At 38.9% G+C, this 18,714-nt stretch carries 12 protein-coding genes; 7 read left to right on the forward strand and 5 right to left on the reverse strand.

What is annotated here, in order from left to right:
- Positions 1 to 233 precede the first annotated feature (233 nt).
- From ydiJ to udp, 5 genes are all read left to right on the forward strand, one after another.
- Complete coding sequence (gene ydiJ, locus AC2IP4_RS05420) at positions 234 to 3,266, forward strand: D-2-hydroxyglutarate dehydrogenase YdiJ (RefSeq protein ID WP_486306564.1); 3,033 nt, start codon at positions 234 to 236, stop codon at positions 3,264 to 3,266.
- Positions 3,267 to 3,422: 156 nt separating this feature from the next.
- Positions 3,423 to 5,015 (forward strand): hypothetical protein, encoded by a 1,593-nt coding sequence (locus AC2IP4_RS05425; RefSeq protein ID WP_375322616.1) that lies wholly within the window; start codon positions 3,423 to 3,425, stop codon positions 5,013 to 5,015.
- A gap of 128 nt (positions 5,016 to 5,143) precedes the next feature.
- Positions 5,144 to 5,560 (forward strand): CBS domain-containing protein, encoded by a 417-nt coding sequence (locus tag AC2IP4_RS05430; RefSeq protein WP_105054940.1) that lies wholly within the window; start codon positions 5,144 to 5,146, stop codon positions 5,558 to 5,560.
- Positions 5,561 to 5,709: 149 nt separating this feature from the next.
- The gene (locus tag AC2IP4_RS05435) at positions 5,710 to 8,022 is read left to right on the forward strand and encodes a zinc/cadmium/mercury/lead-transporting ATPase (protein WP_486306563.1); all 2,313 of its coding nucleotides are present in this window, start codon (positions 5,710 to 5,712) and stop codon (positions 8,020 to 8,022) included.
- 232 nt (positions 8,023 to 8,254) lie between these two features.
- Complete coding sequence (gene udp, locus AC2IP4_RS05440) at positions 8,255 to 9,013, forward strand: uridine phosphorylase (protein WP_130045612.1); 759 nt, start codon at positions 8,255 to 8,257, stop codon at positions 9,011 to 9,013.
- 129 nt (positions 9,014 to 9,142) lie between these two features.
- On the opposite strand, the gene AC2IP4_RS05445 is transcribed toward udp, so the two are convergent.
- Entirely contained in the window at positions 9,143 to 10,294 is a 1,152-nt protein-coding gene (locus AC2IP4_RS05445) for a DUF1887 family protein (RefSeq protein WP_375322614.1), read from the reverse strand.
- Positions 10,295 to 10,539: 245 nt separating this feature from the next.
- On the opposite strand from AC2IP4_RS05445, the gene AC2IP4_RS05450 reads away from it, so the two are divergent.
- The gene (locus tag AC2IP4_RS05450; RefSeq protein ID WP_375322613.1) at positions 10,540 to 11,013 is read left to right on the forward strand and encodes a DUF2947 domain-containing protein; all 474 of its coding nucleotides are present in this window, start codon (positions 10,540 to 10,542) and stop codon (positions 11,011 to 11,013) included.
- Positions 11,014 to 11,088: 75 nt separating this feature from the next.
- Here AC2IP4_RS05450 and AC2IP4_RS05455 read toward each other — a convergent pair whose 3' ends face one another.
- From AC2IP4_RS05455 to AC2IP4_RS05470, 4 genes are all read right to left on the reverse strand, one after another.
- Positions 11,089 to 11,391, reverse strand: coding sequence for a hypothetical protein (locus tag AC2IP4_RS05455; protein WP_486306562.1), 303 nt, complete (start codon positions 11,389 to 11,391; stop codon positions 11,089 to 11,091).
- A gap of 138 nt (positions 11,392 to 11,529) precedes the next feature.
- Positions 11,530 to 14,346, reverse strand: a complete 2,817-nt coding sequence (locus AC2IP4_RS05460; protein ID WP_486310631.1) for an Hsp70 family protein — start codon at positions 14,344 to 14,346, stop codon at positions 11,530 to 11,532.
- 134 nt (positions 14,347 to 14,480) lie between these two features.
- Positions 14,481 to 16,301 carry an Hsp70 family protein gene (locus AC2IP4_RS05465; protein WP_486306560.1) on the reverse strand — a complete coding sequence of 607 codons (1,821 nt, stop codon included), beginning with the start codon at positions 16,299 to 16,301 and terminating at the stop codon, positions 14,481 to 14,483.
- A complete protein-coding gene (locus AC2IP4_RS05470) occupies positions 16,301 to 16,933 on the reverse strand; it encodes a DUF2760 domain-containing protein (RefSeq protein WP_486306559.1) in 633 nt (210 codons plus the stop codon). Before AC2IP4_RS05470 ends, AC2IP4_RS05465 begins: the two co-directional genes overlap by 1 nt.
- Positions 16,934 to 17,248: 315 nt before the next feature.
- On the opposite strand from AC2IP4_RS05470, the gene AC2IP4_RS05475 reads away from it, so the two are divergent.
- Positions 17,249 to 18,700: a sensor domain-containing diguanylate cyclase gene (locus tag AC2IP4_RS05475; protein WP_486306558.1), complete on the forward strand. Its 1,452-nt coding sequence runs from the start codon at positions 17,249 to 17,251 to the stop codon at positions 18,698 to 18,700.
- The last annotated feature ends 14 nt before the right edge of the window (positions 18,701 to 18,714 follow it).

Consider the following 18,714-nt stretch of genomic DNA (forward strand, 5'->3'; position numbering starts at 1 on the left):
ATATGCCATGGAGTTTAAGGTGAAATGTCACCTTGCTATCTGTTTTATATCGTACTCAGCAAAGTTCTTTAATACGTTTAAATCGCGTCAGTAATTTACTCATTGAACTGTAAAATTGTGATTATTTACCGGATATAGCATAGGCGAGATGTTTTATCCATGCGAGATGTTGTAAAGTGTGTTTAGAACAACATTATGACGCTGAGGAACAGCGATTAAAGGAGCAGGGAGCAATGTTACCAGTATTACCATTCCAATCTACCATCGATCCAATGGTATTGGATTATCTAGAAGAATTAAAAGAAAGCGATTTTAGTGGTGATATAGAAACGACGTATTCAAGTCGTTTAGCTGTTGCGACAGATAACAGTGTTTATCAACAGTTACCACAAGCAGTGTTATTGCCAAGAAATACAAAAGATGTTGAATGCTTAGCTTCACTGGCTAATCAAGATAAATATAAAATGGTGACGTTTTCTCCTCGTGGCGGCGGTACGGGGACAAACGGACAATCCTTAACCAAAGGCGTGGTTGTCGATTTATCTCGGTATATGAATCAAGTCATTGAAATTAATACTGAGAAAGGTTGGGCAAGAGTACAAACCGGTTTAGTGAAAGATCAGTTAAATGATGCTCTTCGCCCATATGGGTATTTTTTCTCACCTGATTTATCGACCAGTAATAGGGCAACCATTGGTGGTATGATTAATACTGATGCATCTGGGCAAGGTTCATTAAAATATGGAAAAACTTCTGATCACGTATTAGGGGTTACTGCTGTGCTTGCTAATGGAGCGAATCTGAATACAGAACTCTCTTATGATGAGCAACCAGACTCTATACGTACTGTTTTAGAGGCTACTGCTGCGGTTTGTCGTCAAAATCGTCAAAAAATAGAAGAGAGATTCCCTCCATTGAACCGTTTTTTAACGGGATATGATTTAAAAAACGCATTAAATACAGAAACAGATCAATTCGATATCACTCGAGTGTTATGTGGTGCTGAAGGTTCATTGGCTTTTCTTACTGAGGCAAAAGTTAACATCACGCCTATTCCGAAAGCCAGAACATTGATCAATGTGAAATACGACACTTTTGATGCTGCATTAAGAAATGCGCCATTTATGGTGCAAGCAAATGCGCTTTCTGTAGAAACTATTGATTCAAGGGTACTTAACTTTGCGAAGCAAGACATTGTTTGGCATAGCGTGAGTGATTTAATCACTGATGTACCAAATAAAGAGATGCTTGGCTTAAATATGGTGGAGTTTGCTGGTACCGAATCTGAATTGGTTGAACAACAGGTATCAGAACTCATCGTTAAGCTTGATACTTTAATGCAAGCTGAAGAGGCAGGTATCATTGGATATCAAATCATTAAAGACGTAGCAAGTATTGGTCGTATTTATACTATGCGTAAAAAAGCGGTGGGGTTGTTAGGAGCAACGAAAGGGGCAGCTAAGCCTGTCGCTTTTGCTGAAGATACCTGTGTACCTCCTGAAAATTTGGCTGATTTTATTCAAGAATTTAGACAGTTATTAGACTCACATCGATTAAAGTACGGTATGTTTGGGCACGTTGATGCTGGAGTGCTTCACGTTCGTCCTGCTTTAGATATGTGTGACCCTACCCAAGAAGTGTTGATGCATACTATTTCTGACCAAGTGGTTGCTTTGGTGTCAAAATATGGCGGTCTAATGTGGGGAGAGCATGGTAAAGGCTTCCGTTCTGAATATGGTCCTGAGTTTTTTGGAGAGGAATTATTCGTTGAATTACGACGAGTAAAAGGGGTATTTGATCCTCATAATAAAATGAATCCAGGAAAAATTTGTACGCCATTAGACAGTCGTGATGAGCTTGTTAAAGTCAGTGATACAAAACGTGGATATTATGACAGACAGATCCCTGTCGAAATAAGAGATAGCTTTAATCAAGCGATGGAATGTAATGGGAACGGACTTTGTTTTAATTATGAAACGAGCTCCCCAATGTGCCCATCAATGAAAGTGACGGCAGATCGTCGCCATTCTCCAAAAGGTCGAGCTGGATTGGTTCGCGAATGGTTACGTCAATTAGCTGAGCAAGGGGTTGATCCTGTTGCACTAGAGCAAGATTTGTTAACTAAGCGCCCATCAATAAAGCAAATTATTGACCGTATCCGGAATCGTATAAATAAAGAAAAAGAATACGATTACTCACATGAAGTTCATGAAGCCATGATGGGGTGTTTAGCATGTAAAGCATGTGCAAGCCAATGCCCTATAAAAGTTGATGTGCCAAGTTTTCGTGCTCGATTCTTAAATATTTATCACAGCCGTTATCAACGCCCAATGAAAGATTATATGGTGGCTAATATTGAGACGATGCTACCAATAATGGCTAAGGCACCGAAAATTATTAATGGTGTATTGAAGCAATCATTTACTCAGGGTTTAACGAAGAAGACGTTAGGCTATGTAGATATGCCATTACTTTCGATTCCGACACTAAAAGAACGTTGCAAAAGTAAAGAAATTTCGACATTTAATCTCGAAAACCTGACAGAACTTTCCGAAAATGAACGTAAGAAGCATGTATTGATTGTTCAAGATCCTTTCACTAGTTATTATGACGCCGAAGTGGTGAGTGACTTTGTTGAATTGATCAAACGACTAGGACTAAAACCGGTTTTGTTGCCATTTAAACCAAATGGTAAAGCGCAGCATATTAAAGGTTTTTTAAAGCAATTCACGTCTACGGCAAAAACAAGCAGTGAGTTTTTAAATCGAATTGCAGAATTAAAAATTCCAATGGTTGGCGTAGATCCTGCTTTAGTTCTTTGTTATCGAGATGAATATAATGAAATCTTGGCGGATAAACGAGGTGACTTTAGTGTTTTAACGGTTCATGAGTGGCTTCACCCTCAATTATCATCGTTTGTAAAAGCGACAATATTTGATAAAAGAGCTTGGAAATTATTTGCCCATTGTACTGAAAAGACGAAATTACCAAACGCAGAAAAAGAGTGGGGTGATATTTTTCGCCATTTTGGGATGATATTAAATACCGTTCCAGTTGGATGTTGTGGCATGGCAGGAACATATGGGCATGAAGCGGATAAGCTCGAGTCATCACAAGCGATTTACGAATTAAGTTGGAAAGGAAGTTTAGCCAATACTGACACGGAACGTTGCTTGATTACAGGCTATTCATGTCGAAGTCAGGTAAAGCGATTTGAAGGAAAGCAACTAAAGCATCCATTACAAGCGCTCCTAACTAACATATAATGATCTAATCTTGCGCTACTTTGTGATAGAGTAGCGCGAATTGCCTGTAATAAGATAAATGCAAATCGAGTGTTTGAGATTTGTTAAAATAAAACTCTGCTAATTTTTACAGGTTGGTATATTGTGTTTTTTGTTTTTACTAGAGTTGTTATATAAATGAGCAGTGCTGAACTTATTAGACGTATTCCACAAATGAATGTTTTGGTTTTTACTGAAAAACGAGAACGTAGTACTCAAATCCGTCAATTTTTTCAAAAAGCTGGATTTAAAAGTGCTGATAGCTTTAATGTCAGTATGAAAACATCAGATCTGCCTGTTTATGACTACTATTTTATTGAATATCACTATGCCGAGCATGAAGTGATTCGAGATATAGTTGTTCGCGCGCGCGAGAAAGCTAAATTTGGTAAACGTCCAATTTTCATTGTTGATATCGATAATGATGACTCTCAAGTTGATGACATTAACGCTAGAGAACTCTTTCCTGATTTTATTGTAAATAGTCCAATTAACTTTGGCTATATTGATGAATTAATTAAAAAATCGTTTAACCTTACGTTATTAATTGAGAAATTAATTGGAGAGGTAAAAGGGTCACAATCGGCATTTATTAAACGAGCTCAAACATACCCAGGTACTTATAAAAATCGTATGTTACTTAATATGACGTTAGAAGAGTTGTTTAAAGCCAAAGATTTTTTAACGTTTAAAAAAGTATACCAACGTCATGATAAAAGCGAAATTATGCCGCAAAATTTGATGGCATACTGTCAAATTGTTGAAAAGCCGAAAGCAATTCCAGTACTTGAATTGTTATTGCGCTCAAAAAAATATTTATTTCAAGCTAACTTAATGTTGGCTGATATTTATGTCGAGGCAAAGCAACCAAGTAAGGTTCAATCTTCGTTATCTAATGCATATGAAAACAACCCAAAAGACGATAATGCTTTTTATTCTTATTTAACTTTTATTATTGAAAATAACAAATCAGCATTACTGCATAATATGGTGATGAAGCGTTTTTATCATATCGGGATCAGTCCAGTAACATTAAATAAAATGATTATGGATATTGCTGATATTATTTATAAATCGAAAATTACTCTTAATAAAGAGCAATATCGACGTTTCTTTGGGCAATTGGTCATGACGTTGAAAAAGCGTATATCAATGGATAAGCGCGATGAATTACAAGGTTATATTAATATATTCATTGCACGTCAGTTGTTTAAGCAAGGGAAGCGTTATAAAGCAAAAGCGATTGCTGCGACTTGCTATCATCGTTTCTTATCTGAACGCAAAGTTGCTTCTGATGAATTTAGAGTAGCGACCTTCGGTGTTCTAGCCATGGCTGGTGAAGTTAAACTGTGTGTTGCTTTGTACAAAGTCTTTGATCAGGCAGGCTTGAAAAAAAGCGCGCCGTTATTGTTACAGCAATCAATGATTCATTTCCAAAAGCTGAATAAAGTTTATCAATGGCTAAGAGCTCAAAAATCAGCGGATGATAATAGCGCGCAATTGACTAAAATTGGTCAAACATACCCATACTCATCAGACTTAAATTATATGCTTCTTACTTTAACCCTAAAAGGGAAGAATTTAATGAAAGCACCAGAAAACATTAAGCAATGCTTAGCAGTTATACACCGAATGGAAAGAACTAATAATACGGCTGGTTATGAAAATGTAATGTCTTCTGTTGAGCAAAATAAGAAAATATTAATTGATGTATTGTTAGGTAGTTCATAAATTTATCTTCTTTTTGTCTTAATAGGTTTCATCCATCACAGAGATAGGAAAGAGTGATTTCGCATTTTTTCAAAAATGGTCCACACTTAACCTATCAAAACTGATTGATAGCACGTTAGGGAGCTATGATGGAAAATAAAAAAGTAAAACAATACATGAGCGCACGACCTCTTTATTTGACTGCGGATATGTCATTAGCAGCGGCTTTAGATCAATTTATTACTTCGCAGCATATCGGTGGTCCGGTAGTGAATGAACAAAAAGAAGTGATTGGTTTTATTTCAGAACAAGATTTGATTAAGTCACTGCTTGGTGTTAGTTATCATTGTCAAGATACACATGTTGTTAGTGATGTAATGAGAAAGGAGGTACTTACGGTAACTCCAGAAGATACTATCATCGATTTAGCGCAAAATATGACTGAAAATAAACCTAAAATTTACCCTGTAGTAGAGAATGGGAAATTGGTAGGTATTATTACTCGACGTAATGTATTGCAAGCGATAAGTGAATCGATTGGACATTGCTTTAAGCACCCAGTTTAATAATCTTTTCTCTAATCTATCTTTTAAAAGGCACTTAGGTGTCTTTTTTTATATCTGAATAAAATTACTCTTGACCTTGGAGTTAACTCTAAGGTCTATAGTTAATCTTGAGAGTAAATTAATACCTAACAATAAGAAAGGATCATCTCATGTGTACAACTCATAAAAAAACCAATAGGCACGAGCATAAACATAACCCATCAAGTTCATGTTGTGCTGCGCCAAAAATTACAGCGATTAAGGCTGAAAGCGCCGTTTCAGGGTGTTGCAGTAATATTGATAATAATGAATCGGATTCATGCTGCAGCTCTGAACCAGGAGATTCAGACCCCTTAGTTTCGACTTTTTCCACAGAAAAAAATACGACGACTTTCTCGCGAAGTTGGTTGATCGCAGAGATGGACTGTCCAAGTTGTGCAGCTAAGTTAAAAAAAGCGATTCTTGCAATTCCAGATGTTGCCGATGCTAATGTTATTTTTGCGACTGAAAAATTAACGGTGAGAACACATTCTGAATCCGTCTTTGAAGAAGTGATTAGTGTCGCGAAAACGACGGGTTTTCCGTTATCTGACATAGGTTCAAAAAACACATCAGAGAATGAAGATCAGCCGTTTTGGAAAAAGAATATATTGTTATTAACCTTAGTTGCTTTCTTAGTTATCGCAACGGGTATTAATTTAGTAAATAAAGAGTTAGGTACCATCGCCTTTACTATCGCAGGTCTATTTGGATTAATTCCAATTGGACGTAAAGCAATTCGTTTAGCGATAAATGGGTCACCATTCTCAATTGAAACTCTAATGACAGTAGCTGCAATTGGTGCTGTTTATCTTGGAGAAACGGTTGAAGCGGCGATGGTCATCTTATTGTTTATGTTAGGTGAACAATTAGAAGGCTATGCGTCAGCCAAAGCAAGAAGCGGTGTTAAAGCATTAATGGACTTAGTGCCAGATACTGCGATTCGAATTAAGAGTGATGGAACTAAAGAAGAAGTGCCTGCATCAGAATTAAATGTAGGCGATAAAGTTCAAGTATCCCCTGGAGATCGCTTAGCTGCTGATGCTGTTTTGCTTTCTGAATTTGCTTCGTTTGATGAAAGTGCGTTAACTGGTGAATCTGTTCCTGTTGATAAAAGAACAAATGATCCACTAATGGCTGGATCGATTGTTAATGATCGTGTCATTGAAATCGAGATCACTTCTGCGCAAGGTGAGAATGCGATAGATCGTATTCTGCACTTGATTGAAGAAGCGGAATCACGTAAAGCACCGTTAGAACGTTTTCTTGATAAGTTTAGTCGTTGGTACACACCTGCGATGATGCTGCTTTCTTTATTAGTTATCATTATTCCACCATTGATGTTTGGTCAATCGTGGGATACTTGGATTTACCGTGGTTTAGCGATGCTATTAATCGCTTGTCCTTGTGCATTAGTGATATCAACACCAGCAGCGATTACTTCAGGTCTTGCGACTGCAGCAAAACGTGGAGCCTTAATTAAAGGTGGCGCAGCATTAGAAGAGTTAGGTCATATCCAAAATATTGCTTTTGATAAGACGGGGACCTTAACGCAAGGTAAACCGGTGTTAACTGATATTCGTGTTTTGCTGGAAGCAGAAACAGAAGAGAGTATTCTTTTTCAATCAGCCGCGGTTGAAATGGGATCATCGCACCCACTGGCAAGAGCCGTTGTTATCAAGGCGCAAGAACAAGGCTTAACAGTAATTGAAGCGAGTGATCGTGAAACAGTTGTAGGTAAAGGGATCAAAGGATTTGTTGATGAAAAACAAATCGCACTTTATGCACCTCAGCAGTTTGACGGTGAAGTTGTTCCTGAAATTGAAAGCCAAGTTGCATTCTTAGAACAACAAGGAAAAACGGTGGTACTGGTACTAATTAATGAGCAGATATCAGGGTTACTTGCATGGCGTGATGAACTTCGTCCAGATGCGAAAATAGCCGTTGAGAAACTAGTTAAATTAGGTATCAAACCAATCATGCTGACAGGTGATAATGAGCGAGCAGCCAAAGCAATTGCAACAGAGTTAAATATTGACTACAAGGCAGGATTACTGCCTTCAGACAAAGTGAAATATGTTGAGCAATTAACAGCACAGTCTAAAACGGCAATGATTGGTGATGGTATTAATGATGCGCCAGCAATGAAGACAGCTTCTATTGGTATCGCTATGGGGGGAGGGACAGATGTTGCTCTTGAAACAGCAGATGCAGCATTAACTCATAACCGTTTAGAAGAGTTAGCACCAATGGTTGCGTTATCAAAAGCAACACTAAGTAATATTCGCCAGAACATTACCTTAGCGCTTGGTTTAAAAGCGGTATTCTTAGTCACTAGTTTATTTGGTATTACGGGCTTATGGGTTGCAGTATTAGCAGATAGCGGTGCAACAGCTCTTGTGACTTTGAATGCACTTCGTTTGTTACGCTTTAAAGAGAAATAGGATAATTCGGGCGATAAATAAGTGAGTAGAGTCTAAAAAAGGTGTTCAGATATTGAACGCCTTTTCATTTTTCTGTGATGCCAATCGGTTTTCCTTGCAAGAGTGTATGTTATCAACATTCCTTTCGGGATCTTAATCACACTAATGCAAGGGGTGTTTGGGTAAAGTAACTTCATCGAATCAATTATAACTAATTAAATTAACGCGACCCTACAATCGCAAGGAGCTAACCATGACAGCAGCAGTATTCCATTTAGGCGTAACACAGGCAGATCTTCAAGGTGCAGAAATGGCGATCATTCCTGGTGACCCAGCGCGTGTTCAAAAAATCGCAGAGCAAATGGAAAACCCTAAATTTCTAGCAAGCCACCGTGAATACACAGTGTACCTAGCTGAGCTAGATGGCAAGAAAATTGTAGTATGTTCAACGGGTATTGGTGGTCCATCGACTTCAATTGCTGTTGAAGAGCTAGCGCAATTGGGTGTTCGTACTTTCCTACGTGTAGGTACAACAGGCGCAATTCAACCGCATGTAAATGTAGGTGACATGATTGTGACTACTGGTTCTGTTCGTTTAGATGGCGCAAGTCTTCACTTTGCTCCAATGGAATTCCCTGCAGTTGCTGACTTTGATGTTGCAACAGCAATGCGTAAAGCGGTTGTTGATCAAGGTGCAGCTGTTCACACCGGTGTGACAGCATCAAGTGATACTTTCTACCCAGGTCAAGAGCGTTACGATACGTTCTCAGGTCGTGTTGTTAAGCGTTTCCAAGGTTCTATGCAAGAATGGCAAGACATGGGCGTACTTAACTTTGAAATGGAATCAGCAACATTATTAACAATGTGTGCAAGCTCTGGTTTACGTGCGGGTTGCGTTGCGGGTGTAATCATTAACCGTACACAAAAAGAGATACCAGATCACGCAACACTAAAAGAGACAGAAGCACGTTCAATTAAAGTTGTTATTGAAGCTGCTCGTAATCTTCTATAAAAGAAGATAATAAATAGATATAAAAATGGCGCTGGTTCGTAATGAATCAGCGCCATTTTTTGTTTGAAGCAGCTAATAAAAGGCCAAATTAATGGCCTTTTTATTGTTTATTTATAATTTTGGTGATGATTAATGACCACCAGCGGCTAAGAACCAATTGAGAAGATGCTTTTTAAGATCGCCTAACTCATCTGGACCAATAATCGCTAAGCCTAAATCTTGCGCTCGGATAATGTCGTTATTACGTAGAGGGCGGAAGCTCACCAACATAGCTCGTGCTTGTAAGCCACCTAGAAGGTCACGTAACGACTCTAATTTATAGAGAGTGTCATCACCATCATCACGCATGCCTTTTGTTTTGCATTCAATGATATGTAGCTTGTTATTCACAATACTAACCACATCAAGCTCATTACGAACATCTTTATCGCCAATTTCACGGTGAACTTGTACGTTCAATGAATGATCTTGAAGCGTAGGTAAATATTGTTGAATATCGACCACGGTATTATGAACTAAGATCTCTAACCATTCACCGTTAGCTAAACGTCGTGCTTCTTCGCAATCAAACGTTAAGGTGCCGTTTTCATAGGTAGCTAAACCCGTTTCAACAAGATCAGTCAGTAGCATATTAAGTTCTTTATAACTCTGCTGCTTCTCTGTCACCTCAACATCAAGGCGTTGTTCTTTACGACAAGTCGTTGCTAAGTAGTTTAATGTAGCAAGACCTGGGCCTAATTCTAGTGCATTACTTGCCCAGCGTTGGCAAAGCTCACGCAGACGTTTATCAATGCTCTCTGGAAGTTCAGATTCAGAAAACTCACAGCGTGCGCCAAAGATAGCAAGGTAATCACTTAAACGGATATTATCAGCTACGTGTTTTTGTTTGCGACCATCAGGGTAAAGCCAGCATAATTTATCACTGAATGGTTCGACAACAAAGATTGGCCAATGATAAGAGCGAAAGACTTCATAGGCAGAAAGAAGACGGTGACGAAGACCACAGCTGGCGTTTAATTTTATATCACTAAAGTGAATTTTCATTTCAGCAGCAAGTGCTTGTAATGATTCTTTAATGATGTGGGTATCTACGATGTTTGGGATCTCAAAAAAATCAGAACTGATCCCTTTGTATTTAAGAATGCTCTCTAGTCGATGGAACATGTCTTTTTGCGTTTCATCACCAATAAAAACCATGTGTTCTCCTTTTACAGATAAATCTAAAAGGGGAGTAATGAGACGAACGGGGTCTTGATCTAATATGCCAACATGCGTAATCATACAGTAATCCTTGTAATGGTGATTACACATAAATAGAAGTAGAAGGCATGTGTAACCAGATAATTATAGTTATGATAAATAAGACTAATAAGACTATTTTGTGCGATCAGTATAAGTTTCTTATTCAATACTAATGTAATGAGGGGTTAAATGATAAAAATCAACCCACGATTAAATATTCTTATTTGGGCTTAATAATAAAAGACGATAGAATAGGGATACATGCCTTAAATACAGAATGAACTATGAGCTATTTACCGTTAGATGAATACAACCGCAAATGGATTTTTACTCATCAATCAATGCCCGTTGATGATGCATTATTATCATTAATTAAACCATTTACCCAAGCAAAGTCAGCTCAAGTTTGGAATGATTTTATTAGTGCGAACAGTCCAACTGCAGATCATTTTGGTTCAAAAGAATGGCCTATGAAGAAAAGCTCATGGGAAAATGAAATTGATTGGCAGCACCGCTGGGATAGCGACAACGAAGAATTACCAGAAGAAGTGTTAGAGTTCATTGATTGGGCTGATGATGTTACGGTTTACTTTTGTTATGAAAAATACAATGTAATTGAAACTTCATGGGGTACGTTTAAGCAAACGTGGAAAAACTTCTTATTTTATGATGATTTGCCAATATTGATTGGCAAGAAAAAGTCACAAGCATTGTGGTTTAATTCAAAAGGCAAAGTAAAATTAGGGTCTCGAAGCTAATTTTATTCTGAAGTTAAAATAAAAAGGCTCATAGTCATTTACTATGAGCCTTTTTCAATTGGTGAGTGATAGCCATTAAGAATGAATTCTTGAGATTACATACTCTGGCGCGTGTATTTCAAGATAATGTGAAAAACTATCTAGCTCTGCTTTTAAATCTTCAGTGCTTGCTCTATTTAAATGGATGATAAAACGTTGAAACTCATTGATATCCAATATCTGTTTATTATACATAATCCATTCAATAACTAGCTCTTGAGGGGCAGGAATTATTTCACTAAACCTCTTGGCTGCATTGCGTAATTCTCGAGTACCGAAGCGAAACCAACCAACAAAATAAAGTAACACCATACTCGCTAAAATAACGATATGGAACATTAAGGTTACCTAAAAATTGTGATGAATTCAGTATACTCAATCCATCACTTTTTTGAAGACAATTTTAGTTAGTTTGCGAAGCTTTGACAAAAAAGAAGCAAAAAGCGTCATTTGTTTTATTTCTGTCATGCCAACAGTTTAATTAATTAAACGTAACCCAGCTGGTAGAGCGTCACCGAAAAGTCGTTTAGAGTCGGCTTCGCTTAATGCTTGCTGACTAGAGACGAGATCTATCCAACTTTGTGGAGAGCGACTCTTCTTCAGTTTATCAATAATACTTTCACGTAGTTCATCTGAGACATCTAAGGTTCTATCACCAGTCAATCGTGCCATCATAACTGCGGCAAAACCTGCCATTGGTTGTATTTTCCAATCTTGAGCTAATAGTGTTGGTAACCATTGAGCCACTTGGGTTGCTGGTATTAAATTATGCTGACTACCATAGAATGGAGAGCGAGAACAAATACGTCCTAACGCCCACCAATGGACTTGCGGTTGGTTGTCATTTTTTGCATGGCCTAATACCCAAGAGGCAATCAGTGTCTTATCTTCAACATCCAGATGCTCAAGTGCAGCAGCTAGACGAACCATAGCTTCATAACTTTTGTTACTGGCCTCTTCTAATGTTTTTGGATTACGCAAAGAGCCCGGGTGTAGGTATTTTGCCATATCAGCCAAAATGGTTTCTTGCTGCTCTTGGCTTAAACCGCCAGAGATACGACGCCAGAATGTCCACCAGTCGTTCCAAGATTGTTTCGACTCGAATTGAATGCCTTGTTGATAGGTTTCCCATGCTTGAGATATCTTCCATTCATCGGCAGGGTAGCCAAAACCAGGACGCAGAGCAAAACCTGTCATTTTTAACCAGTTTTGTTCATGTTTATCAGAGCGGCGGCGACGTTTTTTACTGTCAAGTAATGCGGTTGCTAGTTCCCGTGAGGTAATTAAATCCCATGATTCACGTTTACCTATCAGCTTCTCTATGTTTTTAGAAAAGGCTTTAATGGCATTTGGGTTTTGTTTGCTGCCGCCATAAGCCTCTTTAATACTTGCTATAGCATTCGGTAGACGAGGAGGAAGGCTAATTTGATCCGCAAGGTTAGCACTTTTATTGGAGGCTTGATTACGTACTTCAAATTCGACTAACCAACGCTGTGAATCGTCCTCAACAGAAACACATTCAATTTTAACGGTTCCGACTTCTGTGAATTGACAGGCTAGGGTTACTTCAACGCGATCTTTTTGGTTTGCGTGTAATTCTTCTTTTGATTTACTTGATTCAAGTGTTACGACATAAGGCGGTAAGCTAACAAAACTTGGATCGGCTAACTCAGTGATCATACCTGAGGTAGCAAGCTGATCTTTTGTTGTTGAAAGCAAATTAAAACGAACAGGTTCGCCCAATGTTAGTGAGAAACGGCGGCTTGTCATACGAATTTCTTCACCTTCGTCGCTGCCTTTTGCCAATAAACATAAACCTTGTGGCTGTTTATTTTTCTCTTCTAACTGTAAATAGAATGAACGCGCAGAGCCACCACCGATTTTTAATTGTGCACCATGACGAGCTTTACCATAAGCTACGGCACCATAAGCAACAGCTAAATCTGGATGAGGGTTAGATAGTTGAGTGACAGTGTCACCTTTCCAGCTGTTCATCAATTCAAGTGAACGTTCAGCAAGGAGAGGGCTATTAAATACGCCACCGTTTAATAATAGGCCAACAGGAATAGCACGATCTTGATGAGCAGCTAAATCATTATCATCCCAACCGAGTGCTTTTGCTGACACTTCTTTATGATTATCCAAGAACTGAGCTAAGTGCTTACTGATAGCAGGATCAGAAGCGTAAGGTAAGCCAAATTCAACAACAGCGGTTTGACGTTGATTTGGACGGTCATTAAAGTCAGTCAGTGGTAAGAATCCATCAAGCGCAATTTGATGAACTTCTTCTTTGGTTAACTCAACTTTACGACTGCCACCTAATAATTTAGAGCCAGACCCTAATAGAGTGATATGGCCAGATTCTGGTGCATTAGCTGACAGTAAACGTTCTTTGGTTTTACGCGTTTGTTGAATAAGTTTGGTTAACGCGGCTGCCGTCATTTTCTTACCGCTGTCTAAGCGTTGCTCAGCTAAATGCGCTAAGGCTAAATCAATGTTGTCACCACCTAACATTAGGTGATCACCCACGCCGATACGATCAAGAGCTAATTCGTCTTTATTAAAATGCGCTTGGATTAAACTTAAATCGGTAGTGCCGCCACCTACATCGCACACCACCATTAACGGAATGTTCTTTAGAATGTCTTTTGCAGTGTCTTGATTATGGTGATACCAGTCATAACAAACGGCTTGTGGTTCTTCCAATAGAATGATCTTATCAAGACCTGCCAGTTTTGCGGCTTGTATAGTAAATGAACGAGCACTCTCATCAAACGAAGCGGGTACCGTAACAACCACTTCTTGAAGTTCCATTGGCGCATCAGGGTGGTGGTAATTCCAAGACTGACGAACGTGGTTTAAATAACTGGCGCTCGCTACAATAGGTGATACTTTTTCAACATCTTCTGCACCTGCCCAAGGCAGAATATCGGAAGTGCGATCGACTTTAGTGTGAGATAACCAGCTCTTAGCGCTGACGACTTGGCGACCTTCTACCTTTGAGCCTAATTCACGTGCCCACTCACCAATGATTGCGTTTTTTATTTCACCATCAATCGCTTTTACATTCCAAGGCAGTGTTAGGTCATTTTCAGTGATTTGGCTTTGTGAAGCATGGTAACGAAATGATGGAAGTAGGGGTTTACGAGCAACTTCACCCGGTCCAATTAATTGGTCGATATTGAAGATTTCAATTGGGCTAGTTTCAATACCAAGAGAAATATCAGTATAAGCCACAACAGTGTGAGTAGTACCAAGATCAATACCAATTAAATAACGATTAGAAGAACTCATAGAAACTCCATTGAAGCTGCAATAAAAGAGAAAGCGGCAGCGATAAAATATAGGGGCATATAGTAAAAGAGTTCAGCCTCCATAACGGTGACTGAACTCTTAAGATGCGCAACTAGCGAAGAATAATATCCAAATTACGCTTCACGAACATCAAATTCAACGTGCCATTTCTCACCGCTATCAGCAGCAATGGCTTCAAGATAAAGAGTACCAAGTTCTGTCACTTTAGACGCTAAACGAACAGGAACAACCTCACCTGCTGTGCGGCCTTCAGTTACAGGTAACGTCACTTGAATTGCAGGTAACTCTTCTAGCTCTTCTGGCATCCAGAAATCCAAGTGTGTACCAGCTTGGTCGTCACGACGAGTCGTTGAACCGTAGAACTTAAACTGCACCGGCTGACCAATTACCAAACCAAATTGTTGGCTAGGAACATCAGCATGAGAGCCTTCTTCCATGCCAAATGGAGCAACACACAGCGCTTCCATTGGTAGTTCCATTCCTGGAATCGCAGGCATAGAGCTTTCGATACCAACATAGTAGCTTGATGCGATACCACCACGGATACGAACACCGTTACCAGTACGAACAGAACCGTAGTAAGAAGCACCTGAAGCAACCGCTAAATCAAGATCTAGACCTTCAAGCAGTTTTGCATCTTCTGCTTCAGCATCAATTAACCAGTCATTTATAATGCCCAGTAAACGCTCAGCAAGAAGGTTTGATTTTAAAACGCCACCGTTTAAAAGAATTGCAGTAGGCTTAATAAAATCAGCGTCATTCTGTTGACCAAATACGTCATCAGTTGCCGCTTGTTGACGAGTTAAGAAGCTAGCTAGGTGACGAGTTACTGCTGCATCTTGTGCGTAAGGTAGACCCATTTGAGTCAGTGCACCACGAGTTGATTGAACAGGGTGTTCAGTAACAGGAACAACAGGGAAGAAACCTTCTACCAATGTTTGCTGTACTTCTTCTTGAGTCAGTTCAGTCTGCAGTGTCGCACCTAACAATTTAGACCCACGGCTAGGAACCACAATTGGGACAGCACGTAACTCTGAATCATTAAGGAGGGCTTCTTTAGCATCACGACACGCATGTGTCATTACTTGGATTTGCCAAGGTTGCAGTTGCTTACCTTCCTGCGCTAGCTTCATTTTTAAACGATAAGCTAGGGCTAAATCCATGTTGTCGCCACCAAGAAGAATATGATCACCCACCGCAACACGGTTTAGGCTCAAGTTTCCTTCTTCTTCAGTCACAGCAACTAAAGATAAATCGGTAGTACCGCCACCGATATCGACAACTAGAATCACATCGCCAATCGAAACTTGATCACGCCAAGAATCGCCGTTGTTTTTAATCCAGCTATAAACCGCCGCTTGTGGCTCTTCTAAAAGCGTTAAGTTACGGAAGCCTAGGTTATTTGCTGCTTCAGCCGTTAAATCACGAGCAGCAGGGTCAAACGATGCCGGTACCGTAACGGTAATGTCTTGTTCATTTAGAGGGTGTTCAGGATTTTGAAAATCCCATGCATTCTGAAGATGCTCTAAATAACGTTTTGTTACTTCAAGAGGTGATGCTTTGTTCACTTCTTCTGGACTATTTAGCGGTAAAAATGCTTCACGACGGTTTACGCCACCATGACACAACCAGCTTTTAGCACTCGCAATTAAGCGGATTGGTGTTTTGCTGCCAAGATTGCGAGCAATGCTACCTACAATCGCGTTTGGTTTGGTTGTCCAAGGAAGACTTGTGTCACCTTCTAATAGTTCAGCGTCATGCGCTTGATACATGAAAGAAGGCAGCTGTGATTTCTCTTCAACTTGCCCAGGAGCGGTTAATTGAGGGATTGGCATCACTTGAACGCTTGCATCTTTATCATATAAATCCACATAAGAAAGAACACAGTGAGTTGTACCTAAATCGATACCAATGCTGTATTTAGCTTGTTCCATTATAGTTCAACCTCTGCTGGAGCAACGATTTTTGCGTCATAACCATCAGCCAGTTTTGGCAGTTTCACTTCGGCTACCTTCCAACCACGGTGGATAAGTGTGCCGTTAAATGGAGCTTCACCTACTACATTACCTGTTAGGCGAACTTCTGATGGATTAAAACCAGCAGGAATAGTTAATCGAGATTCTTCTTCTTCAGTACGAACTGGAGTAAGAGTGAAGTAGTCGGATAATACTTTCTGGCCACCTTCATGAATAACACGAGCCGCTGCGCCAACTTCTGCATCAGCAAAGCCTTTAAGGTCTTCTTGCATAAAGTCGATAAAACGCGCTTCTTTTTGTAAAAGAGATAATAATTGCAGAGCAGATTCAGGTGTTGAGGCTTTTACTTTTGGTTCAACTTCGATGATTTTCTCAATGATCTTTTCTACTTCAACCACTTTTTCGATTTCGACAATCTTCTCAACTGGTTTTTCAACGATCTTTTCTTTTTCAATTTCAACAATCTTTTCAACTTCTACAGTTTTGCCTTTTTTCATAGCATAAAGTAATACGAATAAAGCAGATGTTCCGAATAGGACGATATGACCTAAATCGAAGGTAGAAGGAATAGCATTTACGTCAAAATTCATAATTAATTCTCTATATTTTGGGGTGTAATACACCAAACGTTTTTAACTAAATTGTGGTGAATAGTAGCATATTCAAGGGATAAGAGAGAAAAAGAAGCGTTTTCTAGTTAAGGAATAGAGGCTAAATGATGTAATTTTGAGCATAATCGACTAAATTTATGTAATAAAAATAAATTGGAGTCTTTTAGTTTCGTTAGTTTTAAAATTTGATTAGAATTAAACAGTTATCAATGAGTGGGGAAGAAAGTGTTTAAGAGTAATTACTTTTATGTAATAACCAGTTTTTTACTGGCCCTATCTCTAGGTTTATTAAGTATGAGGTTCGTTTATTTATCTGATTTGGATAATAACCAGAAGAACTTTTATAAAGAGGCTGATAGACAATCAGCCTTGCTTTCTTTATTGATAGAAAAAGATGTCGACTTTATTGGTGCCGGAGCAAACTTCTACCAAGTTAGTAATAAAAAAGATTGGGCTCAGTTTCCACTATTTGCAGGCTCCTTATTATTAAGAACGAATAGTTTGGTTTCTCTCCAGTGGATGGAAAAAGTTGAAAAAAGCGGCATTAAAAAGCATCTAATTGAAATAAATAAAAACTATCCTTTAGCAAAGCTTTACACTGTTCCTGAAGGCCGAACTAAAACCTACGGCTATATCATGCCTCAAAATGAACCAATTTATATTGCGACAGATATTTTCCCCAGAGACCCTAAGAATATTCCACTTATCGGCTTTTATTCATCAAGAGAGCGTTTTCAACGCGTGGTTAATGAATTCTTGAAAACGGGCCAACCAAGCGTCTCTGATAAAGTCCGTTTATTACAAGACAGTCTAATAGATCAAGATAGCCCTAAAACAGGTATGTTAGTTTATCATCCCGTATTTACTGACGATAAGGCATCATTAAAAGGTGTCATGGTTGGGGTAATCAGAATTACCAGTTACTTTGAGCGTTTAGTGGATACAACATCGTTAGGTGAAGAGCTTGTTGTTCGCATTGTTGATACTGGATTTGATACAGAAGATGACCCTGTTATGTACGAAAGTGCAACGTGGAACGATTTTAGTGGTATTGATTACACGACGAGTATCGATATTGAAGGGCGCATTTGGGAAATTGAGTATAAAACGAATAACACATTAACCGAATATCAACGACTTACTTTAGTTTGGATGTTCTTTGGTGTATTCACTATTTCGGTTTTAATAGCGACACTAACTTCAATTGTTACTCGTGATAGACGTCGTATAGAAAATTTATTAGAAATAAGAACCAAAGAACTACATTACATGGCGATGCATGATGACCTTTCAGGTTTATTAAATCGAAGAGCAATACGAGATGTAATGAATCGTTATATTGCAGAAAGCACACCGTTTGCTTTGCTTTGTTTTGATATTGATGAATTTAAGCAAATCAATGATTCTTATGGGCACCCTGAAGGAGATGAAGTGTTGTGCCACATTAGCCAACTGGTTACTGATATGTTGGGGGATACCGCCCATATTTCTCGTCTTGGTGGCGATGAGTTTTCTATTGTGATTAAGAATAAAAATATAGAAGAGCTAACTAAAATATCAAATGAGATTCATATACTTGTCGCTCAATCGCCGACTCAACTTGATGGTTACGAAATTAATCAAACGATCAGCCTTGGTGCCTCTCTTTGGAAGGGGGAAACATTGGAAGCGTTATTAAAAGTGACGGATCAGGCTTTGTATAAAAGTAAAGGAATGGGGCGTAATCAAGTCACAATCAACGAATAAATTTTCAGCAGTTA

Source organism: Aliivibrio thorii (assembly GCF_057368585.1).

Excerpts from the sequence above, each read along its gene's own strand:
- ydiJ (WP_486306564.1), top strand. The coding sequence starts at position 234 with ATGTTACCAGTATTACCATTCCAATCTACCATCGATCCAATGGTATTG.
- AC2IP4_RS05425 (WP_375322616.1), top strand. The coding sequence starts at position 3,423 with ATGAGCAGTGCTGAACTTATTAGACGTATTCCACAAATGAATGTTTTG.
- AC2IP4_RS05430 (WP_105054940.1), top strand. The coding sequence starts at position 5,144 with ATGGAAAATAAAAAAGTAAAACAATACATGAGCGCACGACCTCTTTAT.
- AC2IP4_RS05435 (WP_486306563.1), top strand. The coding sequence starts at position 5,710 with ATGTGTACAACTCATAAAAAAACCAATAGGCACGAGCATAAACATAAC.
- udp (WP_130045612.1), top strand. The coding sequence starts at position 8,255 with ATGACAGCAGCAGTATTCCATTTAGGCGTAACACAGGCAGATCTTCAA.
- AC2IP4_RS05445 (WP_375322614.1), bottom strand. The coding sequence starts at position 10,294 with ATGATTACGCATGTTGGCATATTAGATCAAGACCCCGTTCGTCTCATT.
- AC2IP4_RS05450 (WP_375322613.1), top strand. The coding sequence starts at position 10,540 with ATGAGCTATTTACCGTTAGATGAATACAACCGCAAATGGATTTTTACT.
- AC2IP4_RS05455 (WP_486306562.1), bottom strand. The coding sequence starts at position 11,391 with ATGTTCCATATCGTTATTTTAGCGAGTATGGTGTTACTTTATTTTGTT.
- AC2IP4_RS05460 (WP_486310631.1), bottom strand. The coding sequence starts at position 14,346 with ATGAGTTCTTCTAATCGTTATTTAATTGGTATTGATCTTGGTACTACT.
- AC2IP4_RS05465 (WP_486306560.1), bottom strand. The coding sequence starts at position 16,301 with ATGGAACAAGCTAAATACAGCATTGGTATCGATTTAGGTACAACTCAC.
- AC2IP4_RS05470 (WP_486306559.1), bottom strand. The coding sequence starts at position 16,933 with ATGAATTTTGACGTAAATGCTATTCCTTCTACCTTCGATTTAGGTCAT.
- AC2IP4_RS05475 (WP_486306558.1), top strand. The coding sequence starts at position 17,249 with ATGAGGTTCGTTTATTTATCTGATTTGGATAATAACCAGAAGAACTTT.